We start from the raw sequence: 17,046 nt of genomic DNA on the forward strand, positions 1-17,046 counted from the left end.
ACTCCACTCACGCCTTGTCCGTCGCGGACGCCGACGGCAAGGTGAAACCGGATACCGAACGGCGCAGCTGACTGGCCATCTTCGCCAGATTGCCGATGCTCTCGGCGGTGGCGGTCGAGCCGGACGATGTCTGCGTGGTGATCTGCTGGATCACGTTCATCGTCATGGAAATCTGCCCGGCCGACGAGGTCTGCTGCTGCGCCGCATTGGAGATGCTTTGAATCAGCGCGGCAAGGGTTTTCGAAACGCCTTCGATTTCTTCCAGCGCCACTCCGGCATCCTGCGCCAGTCGCGCGCCGCGCACCACTTCGGTGGTGGTCTGCTCCATGGAAATCACCGCTTCGTTGGTGTCAGCCTGAATCGCCCGCACCAGCGTTTCGATCTGCCGGGTGGCGGCGGACGAGCGCTCGGCCAGCCGCTGCACTTCGTCGGCGACCACGGCAAACCCGCGTCCGGCATCTCCGGCCATCGAGGCCTGAATCGCCGCGTTGAGCGCGAGGATGTTGGTCTGGTCGGCAATGTCGTCGATCAGGCTGACGATGTCGCCGATTTCCTGCGACGACTCGCCCAGGCGCTTGATGCGCTTGGCGGTGTCCTGAATCTGTTCGCGGATGTTGTCCATGCCGTGGATGGTGTTGTGCACCACCTCGTTGCCCTTGTTGGCGATTTCCACCGAACGCTCGGCCACCGCCGACGACTCGGCGGCGTTGGCCGAGACCTGATCGATGGACTGGGCCATGTCGTTGATCGCGGTCGAGGCTTCGGAGATCTGCTGCGCCTGATGTTCCGAGGCCTGTGCCAGGTGCATCGCGGTGGCCTGGGTTTCCTGCACGGCGGCGGCGACCTGGCCGGCGGTGAGGTTGATGGTCGCGACCAGATCGCGCAGTTGATCGACCGAGTAGTTGATCGAATCGGCGATGGTCCCGGTGAAGTCTTCGGTCACCGAGGCGGTCACGGTCAGGTCGCCGTCGGCGAGGTCTTCGATCTCGTCGAGCAGGCGCATGATCGCGTTCTGGTTGCGCTCGTTTTTCTCGGCGGTCTCGCGCAACTGGCGATTGGTTTCACGGACCATGACCATGCCGATCAGGATGATCGAGGCCAGCGCCAGCAAGCCCAGCACGTAGCCGCCGATGGTGTCGGTGCTGCGCCCACCGGCAAGGTTTTCGAAACCGCTGGCGAGGTGCGAGGCTTCGTCGAGCAGGGTTTGCGACAGGCTGAAAATGTTGCTCGCCGACTCCCGGACCTTGAACAGTTCCGGTGAGGTTTCGAGGATTTCGTCCACCGAGCCGGAGACGAACTGGAACAGCTCGGAAATTTCACTCAGCCGCGCACGGGCGTCGCGGTCTTCAACCTGGCTGATCTTCAGGGTCGGGTTGCCCTGCAACATGCCGTTGAGCACCTGGCCGAAACGGGTGGCATCGCGGCCAAAAGCGTCGGCAGCCTGCTGCGAGTTTTCGTCACCGGCCAGCACGGTGTTGACCGCGCCGAGAATGCGTTCAGCGAGCAGCGATTGGCGCTGGGCCATTGCCACTTGCGCTGCCGGGGCGCCGCGTTGCAGAAGGATCTCGACGACTTTTTCGTATTCGATCTGCAACTGCGGCACGGTTTCGGCCAGCGTCGCGGCGACTTGATGCAGCGAGAGCACGGTCTGTTCGCTGGAGAGAATCGCATCGGTATTTTTCAGCAGGCGTTCCCAGTCCAGCTGCACCGCGCGCATTTCCGGGCGCACGCTGGCCGGCGCGGGTGGCAGGCCGGTGGCCGGATCGCCCTTCTTCAGGTAACCCCAGCGCTGGGCGAAATCGTTACGCGCATCGCTCAGCAACTTGAACGCGGCGGCCTTGCCGGCGGCGGCTTCGGTGGCGTTCTTGGCAATCCGCTGCGACAGCACGCGCAGCTCACCGGCGTGGCCGATGTACTGCTTGTCGTAGTTGGCCTGGGTGTTGAGGTAGGCGAAGTTGGCGAACAGCAGCATGATGAACACGATCAGTGCGATAAACAGCACAATGATCTGCGAACGACTGCGCGACCCTTCCGCCGATTTGCCTGTTTTTGCTTTTGTCATCGGTCCTCGCCTATGAAACCTGCCACGGTCCACTGTGGGATTTGTGGTGAGGGGATTTATCCCCGATGGGTCGCGCAGCGGCCCCAAAACTGAGTTGTATCTGGCACATCGCGAATGCAGGTTTTGGGTTGGCTTCGCCAACCATCGGGGATAAATCCCCTCGCCACAGACCCCCACCCCATAGATTTATGGTGCTTCGGTTATATCGCGACGCTCATGAACACCGGCGACTTGGCCAGTGCAAACAGGCTGAACACCCGCCAGTTCTGCTCGCGCCGGAAATAGCCTTTGACGAACTCCGCCTTGGAACCCTGGCGTTTGCTGATCGAGATCGGCTCGAAGCTGTCCTGCTCGAAGTGCTGCAGGCCGAACACTTCATCGACCAGCAGCCCGGCGAACACGTCCTGATGCTCCACTACCAGCACCCGCCGCTGTTTGCGCAGCGGCGACAGCTCATGGCCGAAGAAGCCGCACAGGTCCATGATCGGCAGCAAGCGCCCACGCAGGTTAGCCACCCCTTTGACCCACGGCTTGACCCCGGGCAACTGAGTGCAGCGCGGTTCGTGCAGCACTTCGCTGACCTCGCCCATCGGCGTCACGTACCAGTGCTCGCCGAGGCGAAAGCCGATGCCGCTCCAGCGATCCTGACGACCGGCTTGCGACGGCAGGTCCGCCGCCAGCAGGCGGCAGCGCTGGTCGATCTGCCACAGCAGCTCGAACGCGGTCAGCGACTGGTTCATGGCGGCGCGATCAACCGGCCAGCACGTTGTTCAGGGTCTTGATCAGGGTGTCTTCTTCGACCGGCTTGGTCAGGTAATCCTTCGCGCCCTGGCGCGTACCCCAGACCTTGTCGGTTTCCTGATCCTTGGTGGTGATGATGATCACCGGAATATGGCTGGTCTCGGCATCCTTGGTCAGTTGCCGGGTGGCCTGGAAGCCATTGAGGCCGGGCATGACGATGTCCATCAAGACCGCGTCGGGCTTTTCCTGACGGGCCAGGGCCACGCCGTCGGCGCCGTTTTCGGCCTTGAGCACTTCATGGCCGTGCTTTTCGAGCATGCCGGTGAGTTTGTACATTTCAGTCGGCGAATCATCGACGATCAGGATACGTGCCATGGTCTTCCCCATTTTTCTTGTCGACATCCGGCCCGCTGGCCGAGCGTCACTGTACGTGTCTTACTGCGGCAAAACGGCGGCAAAGCCCGGAACGTGGGCCTGAATCGCGTCGAGCAGTTCTTCCTTGCTGAAAGGCTTGGTCAAAAATTGATCAGAACCGACAATCCGCCCCTTGGCCTTGTCGAACAGCCCGTCACGCGACGACAGCATGATCACCGGCGTGGCCTTGAACGCACTGTTGTTCTTGATTAAAGCGCAGGTCTGATAACCATCCAGACGCGGCATCATGATGTCGACAAAAATGATCCCGGGGTGGTGGTCGGCGATCTTCGCCAAAGCGTCAAAACCATCAATCGCCGTGATGACTTCGCAGCCCACATTTTTCAACAGTGTTTCGGCGGTGCGACGAATCGTTTTCGAGTCATCGATCACCATGACCTTCAAGGCGCTGGACTGCTGTTCCATAAGGGGGCTCTACCGTCGCCTTTGCGAATCAAATTGTCCGTTTTGCAATGAGTAATGGCTGGAAACCCTTGATGCTCAAGGGCCAGCACGATATGCCAGCCTTTTTAGCACAGTCTCCAGAAGCAATCTATCGACGGGTTTTTCCTTGACCGAAAACCCGCCCGGCGCCACTCTGGCGGCACTTTTTCAATACCGATCCGGTAGCCAATTTTCGAGGAAAACCCAATGAGCGTTCGCGTCGGGATTGTCATGGACCCTATCGCCAGCATTTCCTATAAAAAGGATAGCTCGCTGGCCATGCTGCTGGCCGCGCAGAAACGTGGCTGGGAACTGTTCTACATGGAGCAGCGCGACCTGTATCAGGCCGAAGGTCAGGCGCGGGCGCGCATGAAGCCGCTGAAAGTCTTCGTCAACCCGGAAAAATGGTTCGAACTGGACGCCGAGCAGGACAACCTGCTGAGCGATCTGGACGTGATCCTGATGCGCAAGGATCCGCCGTTCGACATGGAGTTCGTCTACTCCACCTACTTGCTGGAACAGGCGGAAACCGCCGGCGTGCTGGTGGTCAACAAGCCGCAGAGCCTGCGCGACTGCAATGAAAAACTGTTCGCCACGCTGTTCCCGCAGTGCACCCCGCCAACCGTGGTCAGCCGGCGCGCCGATGTGCTGCGCGAATTCGCCGCCAAGCACGGTGACGTGATCCTCAAGCCGCTGGACGGCATGGGTGGCACTTCGATTTTCCGACACCGCGCGGGCGATCCGAACCTGTCGGTGATCCTCGAAACCCTGACCGCCCTCGGCAACCAGCAGATCATGGGCCAGGCCTACCTGCCGGCGATCAAGGACGGTGACAAGCGCATCCTGATGATCGACGGCGAGCCAGTGGATTACTGCCTGGCGCGGATTCCGGCCCAGGGCGAAACCCGTGGCAACCTCGCGGCCGGTGGTCGTGGCGAAGCGCGGCCGCTGACCGACAAGGATCGCTGGATCGCCGCTCAGGTCGGCCCGACTCTGCGCGAGAAAGGCCTGCTGTTCGTCGGTCTGGACGTGATCGGTGAAAACCTCACCGAAATCAACGTCACCAGCCCGACCTGCATCCGCGAAATCGACAACGCTTTCGGTACCGACATCGGCGGCCTGCTGATGGACGCGATCGACAAGAAGCTGCAAGCCGCCGGCAAAAAGCCGCAAGCTTGACGTGTGTCACATGCAGCTTGTCGCTTGAAGCGTGAAGCCCAAGGCGTGAAACCAACATTGCGTTATCATGCGCAGCCTCTGAAAAACGCGATGTTGGTTTTCTTGTCATGACCCTCCCGTCCGATCTGCCCGCAGAACTCGCCCATCGTGGCGTGCGCCCGGCCGATCGCCTCGGATTTACCCTGTTTCTCGCGGCGCTGATTCATTTGGCGCTGCTGCTCGGTGTCGGCTTTACCATGGTCGAGCCCAAGCAGATCAGTAAAACCCTGGAAATCACCCTTGCCACCTTCAAGAGCGAAACCAAGCCGAAAAAGGCTGATTTCCTCGCTCAGGAAAACCAGGAAGGCAGCGGCACCCTGGACAAGAAGGCGATTCCCAAGACCACCGAGGTCGCGCCGTTCCAGGACAATCAGGTCAAGAAGGTCACCCCGCCCCCGGCCGCCAAACCGGAAGTGCGCGAAGCCGCGCCCAAGGCTGCAGTGACGACGGTGGCGCCGAAACAGCAAAAGGCGCCGACCAAGAAAGAAGAAACCAGGACCGAGACCAAACCTGCGGTCAACGCGCCGACGTTTGACAGCTCGCAGCTGTCCAGCGACATCGCCAGCCTCGAAGCGGAACTGGCCAACGAACAGCAGCTATACGCCAAGCGCCCGCGCATTCACCGCTTGAGCGCCGCCTCGACCATGCGCGACAAGGGCGCCTGGTACAAGGACGACTGGCGCAAGAAGGTCGAGCGCATCGGCAACCTCAATTACCCGGAAGAAGCGCGGCGCAAGCAGATCTACGGCAACCTGCGGCTGATGGTCTCGATCAACCGCGACGGCTCACTGTATGAAGTGCTGGTGCTGGAATCCTCCGGCCAGCCGCTGCTGGATCAGGCGGCGCAGCGCATCGTCCGACTGGCGGCACCGTTTGCGCCGTTTACCGGCGATCTGTCGGATATCGACCGACTGGAAATCATCCGCACCTGGAAATTTGCCCGGGGCGACAAGCTTTCCAGCAACTGACCGCCGGCATAAGGGCTTTTGTGGCGAGGGAGCTTGCTCCCGCTGGGCTGCGAAGCGGCCCCCTGCTTTTTCCAGATACACCGCGTTGTCAGGTTTTACGACTGCTGCGCAGCCGAGCGGGAGCAAGCTCCCTCGCCACAGAGGTCCGGTTAAGACCAGTTGCAACGCATCCCCAGCTTGTCAGTTCGCCCCTTGAACGCCACACTATCGCTCATGAAAAACGTCAGCCCCAGCTACCTCAAGCATCACTTCCTGATCGCCATGCCACACATGGCCGACCCGAACTTTGCCCACACCTTGACCTACATCGTCGAGCACACGGCCAATGGCGCCATGGGGCTGGTGGTCAATCGACCGCAAGAGCTGAATCTGGCTGACATCCTCGAGCAATTGCGCCCGGACATCGACCCGCCAGCGCTGTGCCAGCATGTGCCGATCTTCATTGGGGGCCCGGTGCAGACCGATCGCGGGTTTGTCCTGCACCCGGCGGGCAAGTCCTTTCAGGCCACCGTCGAGCTGGACGGTGATCTGGCGCTGTCTACCTCCCAGGACGTGCTGTTCGCCATCGCCGACGGCGTGGGCCCGGCGAAAAGCCTGATTGCCCTCGGCTATGCCGGTTGGGAAGCCGGGCAACTGGAAGCCGAGCTGGCCGACAACGCCTGGCTGACCTGCCCGTACGACGCCGACATCCTGTTCAACACCAGCAGCGAACTGCGTCTTGAGGCGGCGGCCCGGCACCTGGGGATCAACCTCAGCCTGCTGACCAGCCAGGCGGGGCACGCCTGATGGCCCTGCGCCTGATTCTTGGCTTCGACTACGGCACCAAACAGATCGGCGTTGCGGTCGGCCAGGTGATTACCGGCCAGGCCCGCGAGCTGTGCACCTTGAAAGCGCAGAACGGCGTGCCCGACTGGAATCAGGTCGAAGCGCTGTTCAAGGAATGGAAACCCGACGCCGTCGTCGTCGGCCTGCCGCTGAACATGGACGGCACGCCGAGCGAGATGTGCCTGCGCGCGGAGAAATTCGCTCGCCGTCTCAATGGCCGCTTCAATGTGCCCTTCTATACCCACGACGAACGTCTGACCACCTTCGAAGCCAAGGGTGAGCGACTGGTGCGTGGCGGGCAGAAAGGCAGTTACCGCGACAACCCGGTGGACGCCATCGCCGCCGCCCTGCTGCTGCAAGGCTGGCTCGACGAAAACACTGCATTGTTTGAATCCTGACAAGCGCTTCGGCGCTTTTCTTTTGAGCTACGACCCGAGCCGCGTCCAAGGACCCGGCTCGGCCCCAAGAAGGAGCAACCATGAGCCTGCCCAATCCCGCCGATCTGATCAGTCAGATGGCGATCCACCTCAAGGCGCACCTGGCACAGCGTGATATCCGCGAACCGCGTTACATCGGCATCCGCACCGGTGGCATCTGGGTCGCGCAGGCCCTGCTCAAGGAATTGGCCAGCGACGCGCCGCTGGGCACGCTGGATGTTTCCTTCTACCGCGACGACTTCAGCCAGAACGGCCTGCACCCGCAAGTGCGCCCGTCGGCCCTGCCCTTCGAGATCGAAGGCCAGCATCTGGTGCTGATCGATGACGTACTGATGAGCGGCCGGACCATCCGCGCCGCCATGAACGAATTGTTCGACTACGGCCGCCCGGCCAGCGTGACCCTGGTCTGCCTGCTCGACCTGGACGCTGGCGAACTGCCGATCCGCCCGAACGTGGTCGGCGCGACCCTGTCGCTGGCCGCCAACGAGCGCGTCAAGCTGTCCGGCCCGGAGCCGCTGACGCTCGAACTGCAAGACCTGAATCCTTAACCCGCCCTTATTGAGAGTCCCCCTCGCGATGACGCCTCTAGATACCAAGCGCCCGCTGCAGCTCAATGATCAGGGCCAGCTGCGCCACTTCCTCTCGCTCGACGGCCTGCGCCGCGAGTTGCTGACGGAAATCCTCGACACTGCCGACTCGTTCCTCGAAGTCGGTGCACGGGCGGTGAAGAAGGTCCCGTTGCTGCGCGGCAAGACCGTGTGCAACGTATTCTTCGAAAACTCCACCCGCACCCGCACCACCTTCGAACTGGCGGCCCAGCGGCTGTCGGCGGACGTGATCACCCTGAACGTGTCGACCTCGTCGGCCAGTAAAGGTGAAACCCTGCTCGACACCCTGCGCAACCTCGAAGCGATGGCTGCCGACATGTTCGTGGTACGCCACGGTGACTCCGGCGCCGCACACTTCATCGCCGAACACGTCTGCCCGCAAGTAGCGATCATCAACGGCGGCGACGGCCGTCACGCCCACCCGACCCAGGGCATGCTCGACATGCTCACCATCCGTCGGCACAAGGGCGGTTTCGAAAACCTCTCGGTGGCGATCGTCGGCGACATCCTGCACTCGCGAGTGGCGCGTTCGAACATGCTCGCCCTGAAGACCCTCGGCTGCCCGGACATCCGCGTGATCGCGCCGAAGACTCTGCTGCCGATCGGCATCGAGCAGTACGGCGTCAAGGTCTACACCGACATGAACGAAGGCCTGAAGGACGTCGACGTGGTGATCATGCTGCGCCTGCAGCGTGAGCGCATGACCGGCGGCCTGCTGCCGAGCGAAGGCGAGTTCTACCGCCTGTTCGGCCTGACTACCGCGCGTCTGGCCGGGGCCAAACCCGATTGCATTGTCATGCACCCGGGGCCGATCAACCGTGGGGTAGAGATCGAGTCCGCAGTGGCCGACGGCCCGCACTCGGTGATCCTCAATCAAGTCACCTACGGCATCGCCATCCGCATGGCCGTGCTGTCGATGGCCATGAGCGGGCAAACAGCGCAACGTCAATTCGAGCAGGAGAACGCCCAGTGAAGCTCAGCATTCTCGGCGCCCGCGTCATCGATCCAAGCAGCGGCCTGGATCAAATCACCGACATCCACGTTGAAGCCTGCAAGATCGTCGCCCTCGGCGCCGCACCGGCCGGTTTCACCGCAGTAGAAACCATCGACGCCAGCGGTCTTGTTGCCGCACCGGGGCTGGTCGACCTGAACGTGGCCCTGCGCGAACCGGGTTACAGCCGCAAAGGCAGCATCGCCAGCGAAACCCGCGCGGCTGCGGCCGGCGGCGTGACCAGCCTGTGCTGCCCGCCGAAGACCAAACCGGTGCTCGACACTTCGGCCGTGGCCGAACTGATCCTCGACCGCGCCCGCGAGGCCGGCAACACCAAGGTGTTCCCGATTGGCGCACTGAGCAAAGGCCTGGACGGCGAGCAACTGGCCGAACTGGTGGCGCTGCGCGACGCCGGTTGTGTGGCGTTCGGCAACGGTCTGGAGAGTTTCCGCAACACCCGCACCCTGTGCCGGGCACTGGAGTACGCAGCCACCTTCGACCTGACGGTGATTTTCAATTCGCAGGATCACGATCTGGCGGATGGCGGTCTGGCCCATGAAGGCCCGGTCGCCAGTTTCCTCGGTCTGCCGGGGATTCCGGAAACCGCGGAAACCGTGGCCCTCGCTCGCGATCTGCTGCTGGTCGAGCAGACCGGCGTGCGCGCGCACTTCAGCCAACTGACCAGCGCGCGCGGTGTGGCCCTGATCGCTCAGGCGCAGGCCCGTGGTTTGAAGGTCACCGCAGATGTCGCGCTGTATCAGTTGATCCTCACCGATGAAGCGCTGATCGACTTCAGCAGCCTGTATCACGTGCAACCGCCGCTGCGCACCCGCGCCGACCGCGATGGCCTGCGCGAAGCGGTGAAATCCGGGGTGATTTCGGCGATTTCCAGCCATCACCAACCGCATGAGCGCGACGCCAAACTGGCACCGTTCGGCGCGACCGAGCCGGGCATCAGCAGTGTTGAATTGCTGTTGCCGCTGGCGATGACGCTGGTTGAGGATGGTTTGCTGGATCTGCCGACCCTGCTGGCGCGCCTGAGTGCCGGGCCTGCGGATGCGCTGCGTCTGCCGGCGGGCAAACTGGCGGTGGGCGGCGCGGCGGATATCGTGTTGTTCGACCCGAAGGCGTCCACCGTGGCCGGCGAAGGCTGGCTGTCGAAGGGCGAGAACTGCCCGTTCCTTGGGCATAGTTTGCCGGGTGTGGTGCGTTACACCTTGGTGGATGGGCGGATCAGTCACCAGGCGTAACTCTGTGGCGAGGGAGCTTGCTCCCGCCGGGCTGCGCAGCAGACCTTCTTTTGGATCAAGAGAGGGGCCGCTTCGCGACCCAGCGGGAGCAAGCTCCCTCGCCACAATTACTGAAAGGCGCCTCTGTTCTGCGCGTTACGCACCGACACCTGATCATTCAGGGTCCAGAAGTCATACAACACGCCGACAAAGAACAACCCGCCGGTCAGCAGATACAGCAAGCCGCTGATCCACTTGCCCTGGTACATCCGGTGCACGCCGAATACGCCCAGGAACGTCAGCAGAATCCACGCCACGTTGTATTCGATCGGCCCTGCGGTGAAACGCAGATCCGCCTCGCGATCCATCGCCGGGATCAGAAACACGTCGATCAGCCAGCCAATGCCCAGCAGACCGAAGGTGAAGAACCAGATCGTCCCGGTCACCGGCTTGCCGTAATAGAAGCGGTGCGCGCCGGTGAAACCAAAAATCCACAGCAGATACCCGATAATTTTGCTGTGCGTATCCTGCGGTGCAGCAACCTGCTGATAGCGGTTCATGAAGACCTCGATTCACCCAATAGATAAATTTTCTTTAATTCTTTGTGACTTTTTTACATGTGGCCGACGTACGGCAAATGTTAACGTGTCGTCCGTCAAAGCCTTATAGCACCGGACTTCTGTCCGACAATTGCGTCCATTTGCCGCTTGTTTGGTTCCGTTGCCCTCAGATGGAATCGACCAACGGCCTCGGAAGGGACGAAAAAGCTGTTATAAAGTTGCGCGCTACCACATAAGAGCCACGCCTAATGCGACCATTTTTCAAGACATGGCTAACTATTTGCCTATTAATGCCACTGGCCGCCCACGCCACCAATCGTGAGCAACGTCTTCCCAACGTTAACGGTTTCACCCCTAAATCCCATGCTTCTGCTCCTTCGAGCAAGAGCAGCAAACAAACGAAACACACCACCCTCGCCAGCAAGAACCACGGCAAGCTGGTGCCACCGATGGCCAACAAGGAAAGCAGCAACGTCCTGAGCCGTGCGGTGAACGTCCTTGGTACTCCTTATCGTTGGGGCGGCAGCAGCCCAAGTAAAGGGTTCGATTGCAGTGGTCTGGTGAAATATGCGTTCAACGACGCGACCTTCGACCTGCCACGTACGTCCAACGCGATGGCCAGCGGTCATGGCGAGAAAGTCGAACGCAAGGATCTGAAACCGGGCGACCTGATTTTCTTCAACATCAAGAGCCGTCGGGTCAACCACGTTGCCATCTACCTGGGCAACGACCGCTTCATCCACGCCCCACGCCGTGGCAAAGCGGTGAGCATCGATACGCTGAACAAGCCGTACTGGGAACAGCATTACGTGGTTGCCAAGCGTGTGTTGCCGAAAGAACCGGCCGGCAAGCAGATGCGCGTGGTTCAGCGCTGAGCTGACTGATCCAGAATCTGTTCAAGTAGTACTGACCCCTTCGCGAGCAAGCCCGCTCCCACATTTGATTTGTGAACGACACAGATCCAATGTGGGAGCGGGCTTGCTCGCGAAGAGGCCAGTGAAAGCAACACAAGCCTCTCTCAGAAATTATCCGGCGTACGCGCCTTCTCCCGCGCATGCTCGCGGCTGATCAGACCCTTGGTCACCAGTTCCTTCAGGCACATGTCGAGTGTCTGCATCCCCAACGACCCGCCGGTCTGAATCGCCGAATACATCTGCGCCACCTTGTCCTCGCGGATCAGGTTCCGGATCGCCGACGTTCCCAGCATGATCTCGTGCGCTGCCACCCGTCCGCCGCCGATCTTCTTGATCAGGGTCTGCGACACCACCGCCAGCAATGACTCGGACAGCATCGAGCGCACCATGGACTTCTCGTCGCCCGGGAACACATCGACAACACGGTCGATGGTCTTGGCGGCCGACGTCGTGTGCAGCGTGCCGAACACCAGATGCCCGGTCTCGGCAGCGGTCAGGGCCAAGCGAATGGTTTCCAGGTCGCGCATCTCGCCCACCAGAATCACATCCGGGTCTTCGCGCAGCGCCGAACGCAGCGCGGTGGCGAAGCTGCGGGTATCGCGGTGGACTTCGCGCTGATTGATCAGGCATTTGCGCGATTCGTGGACAAACTCGATCGGGTCTTCGATGGTGAGAATGTGGTGGTGACGATGGGTGTTGAGGTAGTCGATCATCGCCGCCAACGTGGTTGACTTGCCGGACCCGGTCGGCCCGGTCACCAGCACCAGCCCGCGCGGGGCATCGGTGATCTTGCGAAAGACGTCGCCCATGCCGAGGTCTTCCATGCTCAGCACTTTCGAGGGAATGGTGCGAAACACCGCGCCAGCGCCACGGCTCTGATTGAACGCATTGACCCGAAAGCGCGCGACGCCGGGGACTTCGAACGAGAAATCGGTTTCCAGGTGTTTCTCGAAGTCGACGCGCTGGGTGTCGTTCATGATGTCGTAGATCAATTCGTGCACTTGCTTGTGATCCAGCGCTGGCAGATTGATCCGCCGCACATCGCCATCGACGCGGATCATCGGCGGCAGACCGGCCGACAGGTGCAGGTCGGAAGCGCCCTGTTTGGCGCTGAACGCCAGCAGTTCAGTGATATCCATAGCGTCCCTCAATTCCAGTAGAATGCCGCGAACCTTCAGACCGCCGGCGCCTCTTGATGTCCACGATAGCAGACAACATTCTTCAGGTTAGTTCGCGTATCCAGGCAGCGGCCAAAGCTGCAAACCGCGATGAACACAGCATCCAGTTGCTGGCCGTGAGCAAGACCAAACCGGCGCAGGACCTGCGTGAAGCCTACGCCGCCGGCCTGCGTGACTTTGGCGAGAATTATCTGCAGGAAGCCCTGGGCAAACAGCTCGAACTGGCCGACCTGCCCTTGATCTGGCACTTCATCGGCCCCATTCAATCGAACAAGACTCGCGCCATCGCCGAGCATTTCGACTGGGTGCACTCCGTGGATCGCCTGAAAATCGCCCAACGCCTGTCCGAACAGCGCCCGGCCGAGCTGCCGCCGCTGAACATCTGCATTCAGGTCAACGTCAGCGGTGAAGCCAGCAAGTCCGGCTGCACCCCGGCCGACCTGCCGGCGCTGGCCGAGGCCATCAGCGCCCTGCCCCGGCTGAAACTGCGCGGGCTGATGGCGATTCCCGAGCCGACCGAAGATCGCGCCGAACAGGATGCCGCTTTTGCTGCCGTGCAACGTTTGCAGGCCAGCCTGAATCTGCCGCTCGACACACTTTCCATGGGCATGAGCCACGACCTCGAGTCGGCCATCGCCCAAGGCGCCACGTGGGTGCGGATCGGTACCGCGCTGTTTGGCGCCAGAGATTACGGTCAGCAATGACCGACAGCCATCTGAAAAAGGACCTGACATGAGCAACACACGCATTGCCTTTATCGGTGCCGGCAACATGGCCGCCAGCCTGATCGGCGGCCTGCGGGCCAAGGGTCTGCAAGCCAGCCAGATTCGCGCCAGCGATCCGGGCGAAGAAACCCGCCAACGCGTCAGCGCCGAACACGGCATCGAAACCTTCGCCGACAACGCTCAGGCCATCGATGGCGTCGACGTGATCGTGCTGGCGGTCAAGCCACAGGCGATGAAAGCCGTGTGCGAAGCCATCCGCCCAAGCCTGAAACCGCAGCAACTGGTGGTGTCGATCGCCGCCGGCATCACTTGCGCGAGCATGACCGCATGGCTCGGCGAGCAGCCGATCGTGCGTTGCATGCCGAACACCCCGGCGCTGTTGCGTCAGGGCGTCAGCGGTCTGTATGCCACCAGCGAAGTGACAGCCGAGCAGCGTCAGCAGGCTGAAGAGCTGCTGTCCGCCGTGGGTATCGCGCTGTGGCTGAATGAAGAACAGCAACTCGATGCGGTGACCGCCGTCTCCGGTTCCGGCCCGGCGTACTTCTTCCTGCTGATCGAAGCGATGACCGCCGCTGGCGTCAAACTCGGCCTGCCAAAGGAAATCGCCGAGCAACTGACCCTGCAAACGGCTCTGGGCGCCGCGCACATGGCGGTATCCAGCGATGTCGACGCTGCCGAACTGCGCCGCCGCGTGACCTCGCCAAATGGCACCACAGAGGCCGCGATCAAGTCATTCCAGGCTAATGGCTTCGAAGCCCTGGTGGAAAAAGCACTCGGCGCCGCCGCGCACCGCTCGGCCGAAATGGCCGAACAACTGGGCAAATAAGGAGCCTTACATGATTGGATTGAACACTGCAGCCGTTTACGTGCTGCAAACCCTCGGCAGTCTGTACCTGCTGATCGTGCTGTTGCGCTTCGTCCTGCAACTGGTGCGCGCGAACTTCTACAACCCGCTGTGCCAATTCGTGGTCAAGGCTACCCAGCCGCTGCTCAAACCACTGCGCCGGATCATCCCGAGCATCTTCGGCCTCGACATGTCGTCGCTGGTGCTGGCGATTCTGGTGCAACTGGCGCTGATGGCCCTGACCCTGCTGCTGACCTACGGCACCACCGGCAACCCGCTGCAACTGTTTATCTGGTCGATCATCGGCGTCACCGCGCTGTTCCTGAAGATTTTCTTCTTCGCCCTGATCATCAGCGTGATCCTGTCGTGGGTCGCCCCGGGCAGCCACAACCCGGGCGCTGAACTGGTGAACCAGATCTGCGAGCCGGCGCTGGCACCGTTCCGCCGCATCCTGCCGAACCTCGGCGGTCTCGACCTGTCGCCGATCTTCGCCTTTCTGGCGCTGAAGCTGATCGACATGCTGGTGATCAACAATCTGGCGGCAATGACCATGATGCCGGACATCCTGCGCCTGCTGATGTGAGCTGGTTTCGCTGGGACGGCGACGATCTGATCCTCGAATGTCACCTGCAACCGGCAGCCCGTAGCGATGATTTCGCCGGGCTGCACGGTGACCGCCTGAAGATCCGCCTCACCGCGCCGCCGGTCGAGGGCAAGGCCAATGCGTATTTGATGGGCTTTCTGGCCAAGGCGTTTGGGGTGTCCAAGAGCCAGGTCAGTTTGCTCAGCGGCGAGTTGAACCGGCAGAAACGGGTGAAGATCTGTGCGCCGAAGAAGCTGCCGGAGTTGGCGGGATTGGTGCGTCCAGCCTGATCCACTGTGGTGAGGGGATTTATCCCCGATGGGTCGCGAAGCGGCCCCCTTGTTGCTGCCAACCTCATTCTCTCTGCACGGCCAAAGATTACAGGGCTGCTACGCAGCCATCGGGGATAAATCCCCTCACCACAAGGACTTCGCTCAATCAACGATCAGGCCCGATCGTTGCTTGCCGCTAACCCCCATGCTCTTTAGACTTACGCCTCATTTCAACGAGAGCAGGGTCGATGCCAGCTGCCTTTCCCCCCGATTCTGTTGGTCTGGTGACGCCGCAAACGGCGCACTTCAGTGAACCTCTGGCTCTGGCCTGTGGCCGTTCGCTGCCTGCCTACGACCTGATCTACGAAACCTACGGCACGCTGAACGCACAGGCGAGCAACGCCGTGCTGATCTGCCACGCCTTGTCTGGTCATCATCACGCTGCCGGCTATCACAGCCCCGACGACCGCAAGCCCGGTTGGTGGGACAGCTGCATCGGCCCGGGCAAACCGATCGACACCAATAAGTTCTTCGTGGTCAGCCTGAACAATCTGGGCGGCTGCAACGGCTCCACCGGCCCGAGCAGTATCAACCCGGAAACCGGCAAGCCGTTCGGCGCCGACTTCCCGGTGCTCACCGTGGAAGACTGGGTGCACAGTCAGGCGCGTCTGGCTGATCTGCTCGGCATTCGTCAGTTCGCCGCCGTCATCGGCGGCAGCCTCGGCGGCATGCAGGCGTTGCAATGGACCATCACTTACCCGGATCGCGTGCGCCACTGCCTGGCCATCGCCTCGGCCCCCAAGCTGTCGGCGCAGAACATCGCCTTCAACGAAGTGGCGCGCCAGGCGATCCTCACCGACCCGGAGTTCCACGGCGGTTCGTTCCAGGAAGCGGGCGTGATCCCCAAGCGCGGGCTGATGCTGGCGCGGATGGTCGGGCACATCACCTACCTGTCCGACGACTCGATGGGCGAGAAATTCGGCCGTGGCCTGAAGAGCGAAAAACTCAACTACGACTTCCACAGTGTCGAGTTCCAGGTCGAAAGCTACCTGCGCTATCAGGGTGAAGAGTTTTCCGGGCGTTTCGACGCCAATACCTATCTGTTAATGACCAAGGCACTGGACTACTTCGATCCGGCGGCGAACTTCGACGATAACCTGGCGAAAACTTTCGAAAACGCCACCGCCAAGTTCTGCGTGATGTCGTTCACCACCGACTGGCGCTTCTCCCCGGCCCGCTCGCGGGAGCTGGTGGACGCGCTGATGGCGGCACGCAAAGACGTCAGCTACCTGGAAATCGACGCGCCACAGGGCCACGACGCCTTCCTGATTCCGATCCCACGCTATTTGCAGGCGTTCGGCAATTACATGAACCGAATTACGGTGTGAACAAGCCATGAGAGCTGATCTGGAAATCATCCAGGAATGGATCCCCGCCGGCAGCCGCGTGCTCGACCTCGGTTGCGGCGACGGCGAACTGCTGACCTGGCTGCGCGACAACAAGAACGTCACCGGTTATGGCCTGGAAAACGACGCCGATAACATCGCCGAGTGCGTGGCCAAGGGCATCAACGTCATCGAGCAGGACCTGGACAAGGGGCTGGGCAACTTCGCCAGCAACAGTTTCGACATCGTCGTCATGACCCAGGCCCTGCAAGCCGTGCATTACCCGGACAAGATCCTCGACGAAATGCTGCGGGTCGGTCGTCAGTGCATCATCACCTTCCCCAACTTCGGTCACTGGCGCTGCCGCTGGTATCTGGCAAGCAAGGGCCGGATGCCGGTCTCCGAGTTTCTGCCGTACACCTGGTACAACACGCCGAACATTCACTTCTGCACCTTCGAAGATTTTGAAGAACTTTGTCGCGAACGTGATGCGAAGGTCATTGATCGGCTTGCCGTGGATCAACAGCACCGTCACGGGTGGGCCAGTAAGCTATGGCCTAATCTGTTAGGTGAGATTGGTATCTACCGCGTCAGCAGCCCGGTGCTTGCAGATCATCGGGTCGCGGTCTGAACCACGACATTTCGAGG

20 protein-coding genes are annotated in these 17,046 nt (G+C 61.4%); 14 read left to right on the forward strand and 6 right to left on the reverse strand.

Annotation, left to right across the window (positions count from 1 at the left end; genetic code table 11):
• Nucleotides 1-7: 7 nt before the first annotated feature.
• The 4 genes from V9L13_RS18730 to pilG form a co-directional block, all read right to left on the reverse strand.
• On the reverse strand, nt 8-2,062 hold the full coding sequence (locus tag V9L13_RS18730) for a methyl-accepting chemotaxis protein (RefSeq protein WP_338800228.1): 2,055 nt from the start codon (nt 2,060-2,062) through the stop codon (nt 8-10).
• A gap of 200 nt (nt 2,063-2,262) precedes the next feature.
• Entirely contained in the window at nt 2,263-2,802 is a 540-nt protein-coding gene (locus V9L13_RS18735; protein ID WP_003229089.1) for a chemotaxis protein CheW, read from the reverse strand.
• Nucleotides 2,803-2,812: 10 nt separating this feature from the next.
• On the reverse strand, nt 2,813-3,178 hold the full coding sequence (pilH, locus tag V9L13_RS18740; RefSeq protein WP_003229091.1) for a twitching motility response regulator PilH: 366 nt from the start codon (nt 3,176-3,178) through the stop codon (nt 2,813-2,815).
• 60 nt (nt 3,179-3,238) lie between these two features.
• On the reverse strand, nt 3,239-3,643 hold the full coding sequence (pilG, locus tag V9L13_RS18745) for a twitching motility response regulator PilG (protein ID WP_003229093.1): 405 nt from the start codon (nt 3,641-3,643) through the stop codon (nt 3,239-3,241).
• 225 nt (nt 3,644-3,868) lie between these two features.
• Between pilG and gshB the strand changes: the two genes are divergently transcribed.
• From gshB to V9L13_RS18780, 7 genes are all read left to right on the forward strand, one after another.
• On the forward strand, nt 3,869-4,840 hold the full coding sequence (gshB, locus tag V9L13_RS18750; RefSeq protein ID WP_338800229.1) for a glutathione synthase: 972 nt from the start codon (nt 3,869-3,871) through the stop codon (nt 4,838-4,840).
• 107 nt (nt 4,841-4,947) lie between these two features.
• Nucleotides 4,948-5,847, forward strand: a complete 900-nt coding sequence (locus tag V9L13_RS18755; RefSeq protein WP_003229097.1) for an energy transducer TonB — start codon at nt 4,948-4,950, stop codon at nt 5,845-5,847.
• Between the two features lie 213 nt (nt 5,848-6,060).
• Nucleotides 6,061-6,633 (forward strand): YqgE/AlgH family protein, encoded by a 573-nt coding sequence (locus tag V9L13_RS18760; protein WP_201136352.1) that lies wholly within the window; start codon nt 6,061-6,063, stop codon nt 6,631-6,633.
• Nucleotides 6,633-7,070 (forward strand): Holliday junction resolvase RuvX, encoded by a 438-nt coding sequence (gene ruvX, locus V9L13_RS18765; protein ID WP_003229101.1) that lies wholly within the window; start codon nt 6,633-6,635, stop codon nt 7,068-7,070. Before V9L13_RS18760 ends, ruvX begins: the two co-directional genes overlap by 1 nt.
• A gap of 80 nt (nt 7,071-7,150) precedes the next feature.
• Nucleotides 7,151-7,657 (forward strand): bifunctional pyr operon transcriptional regulator/uracil phosphoribosyltransferase PyrR, encoded by a 507-nt coding sequence (gene pyrR / locus V9L13_RS18770; protein ID WP_338800230.1) that lies wholly within the window; start codon nt 7,151-7,153, stop codon nt 7,655-7,657.
• 28 nt (nt 7,658-7,685) lie between these two features.
• Nucleotides 7,686-8,690 (forward strand): aspartate carbamoyltransferase catalytic subunit, encoded by a 1,005-nt coding sequence (locus V9L13_RS18775; RefSeq protein ID WP_003229107.1) that lies wholly within the window; start codon nt 7,686-7,688, stop codon nt 8,688-8,690.
• A complete protein-coding gene (locus V9L13_RS18780; RefSeq protein WP_003229108.1) occupies nt 8,687-9,958 on the forward strand; it encodes a dihydroorotase in 1,272 nt (423 codons plus the stop codon). The genes V9L13_RS18775 and V9L13_RS18780 overlap by 4 nt, the downstream gene beginning before the upstream one ends.
• Nucleotides 9,959-10,065: 107 nt before the next feature.
• Here V9L13_RS18780 and V9L13_RS18785 read toward each other — a convergent pair whose 3' ends face one another.
• Nucleotides 10,066-10,497 carry a TM2 domain-containing protein gene (locus tag V9L13_RS18785; protein ID WP_041063521.1) on the reverse strand — a complete coding sequence of 144 codons (432 nt, stop codon included), beginning with the start codon at nt 10,495-10,497 and terminating at the stop codon, nt 10,066-10,068.
• A gap of 248 nt (nt 10,498-10,745) precedes the next feature.
• Here V9L13_RS18785 and V9L13_RS18790 point away from each other — a divergent pair, with 248 nt between their 5' ends.
• A complete protein-coding gene (locus V9L13_RS18790; RefSeq protein ID WP_003229112.1) occupies nt 10,746-11,372 on the forward strand; it encodes a C40 family peptidase in 627 nt (208 codons plus the stop codon).
• 143 nt (nt 11,373-11,515) lie between these two features.
• Here V9L13_RS18790 and V9L13_RS18795 read toward each other — a convergent pair whose 3' ends face one another.
• Nucleotides 11,516-12,550, reverse strand: coding sequence for a type IV pilus twitching motility protein PilT (locus tag V9L13_RS18795; protein ID WP_338800231.1), 1,035 nt, complete (start codon nt 12,548-12,550; stop codon nt 11,516-11,518).
• Nucleotides 12,551-12,606: 56 nt separating this feature from the next.
• Here V9L13_RS18795 and V9L13_RS18800 point away from each other — a divergent pair, with 56 nt between their 5' ends.
• From V9L13_RS18800 to metW, 6 genes are all read left to right on the forward strand, one after another.
• A complete protein-coding gene (locus V9L13_RS18800) occupies nt 12,607-13,293 on the forward strand; it encodes a YggS family pyridoxal phosphate-dependent enzyme (RefSeq protein WP_003229116.1) in 687 nt (228 codons plus the stop codon).
• Nucleotides 13,294-13,321: 28 nt separating this feature from the next.
• Nucleotides 13,322-14,140, forward strand: a complete 819-nt coding sequence (gene proC, locus V9L13_RS18805; protein WP_338800232.1) for a pyrroline-5-carboxylate reductase — start codon at nt 13,322-13,324, stop codon at nt 14,138-14,140.
• Nucleotides 14,141-14,150: 10 nt separating this feature from the next.
• A complete protein-coding gene (locus V9L13_RS18810; RefSeq protein ID WP_003229120.1) occupies nt 14,151-14,741 on the forward strand; it encodes a YggT family protein in 591 nt (196 codons plus the stop codon).
• Nucleotides 14,738-15,031, forward strand: coding sequence for a DUF167 domain-containing protein (locus tag V9L13_RS18815; protein ID WP_262142936.1), 294 nt, complete (start codon nt 14,738-14,740; stop codon nt 15,029-15,031). The genes V9L13_RS18810 and V9L13_RS18815 overlap by 4 nt, the downstream gene beginning before the upstream one ends.
• A 230-nt stretch (nt 15,032-15,261) precedes the next feature.
• A complete protein-coding gene (locus tag V9L13_RS18820) occupies nt 15,262-16,401 on the forward strand; it encodes a homoserine O-acetyltransferase (RefSeq protein ID WP_003229124.1) in 1,140 nt (379 codons plus the stop codon).
• Between the two features lie 7 nt (nt 16,402-16,408).
• On the forward strand, nt 16,409-17,029 hold the full coding sequence (gene metW, locus V9L13_RS18825; RefSeq protein ID WP_003229126.1) for a methionine biosynthesis protein MetW: 621 nt from the start codon (nt 16,409-16,411) through the stop codon (nt 17,027-17,029).
• Nucleotides 17,030-17,046 lie beyond the last annotated feature (17 nt).

The sequence above is a fragment of the Pseudomonas sp. RSB 5.4 genome (assembly GCF_037126175.1).
In the GTDB taxonomy this organism is placed as follows: Bacteria; Pseudomonadota; Gammaproteobacteria; order Pseudomonadales; family Pseudomonadaceae; genus Aquipseudomonas; species Aquipseudomonas fluorescens_H.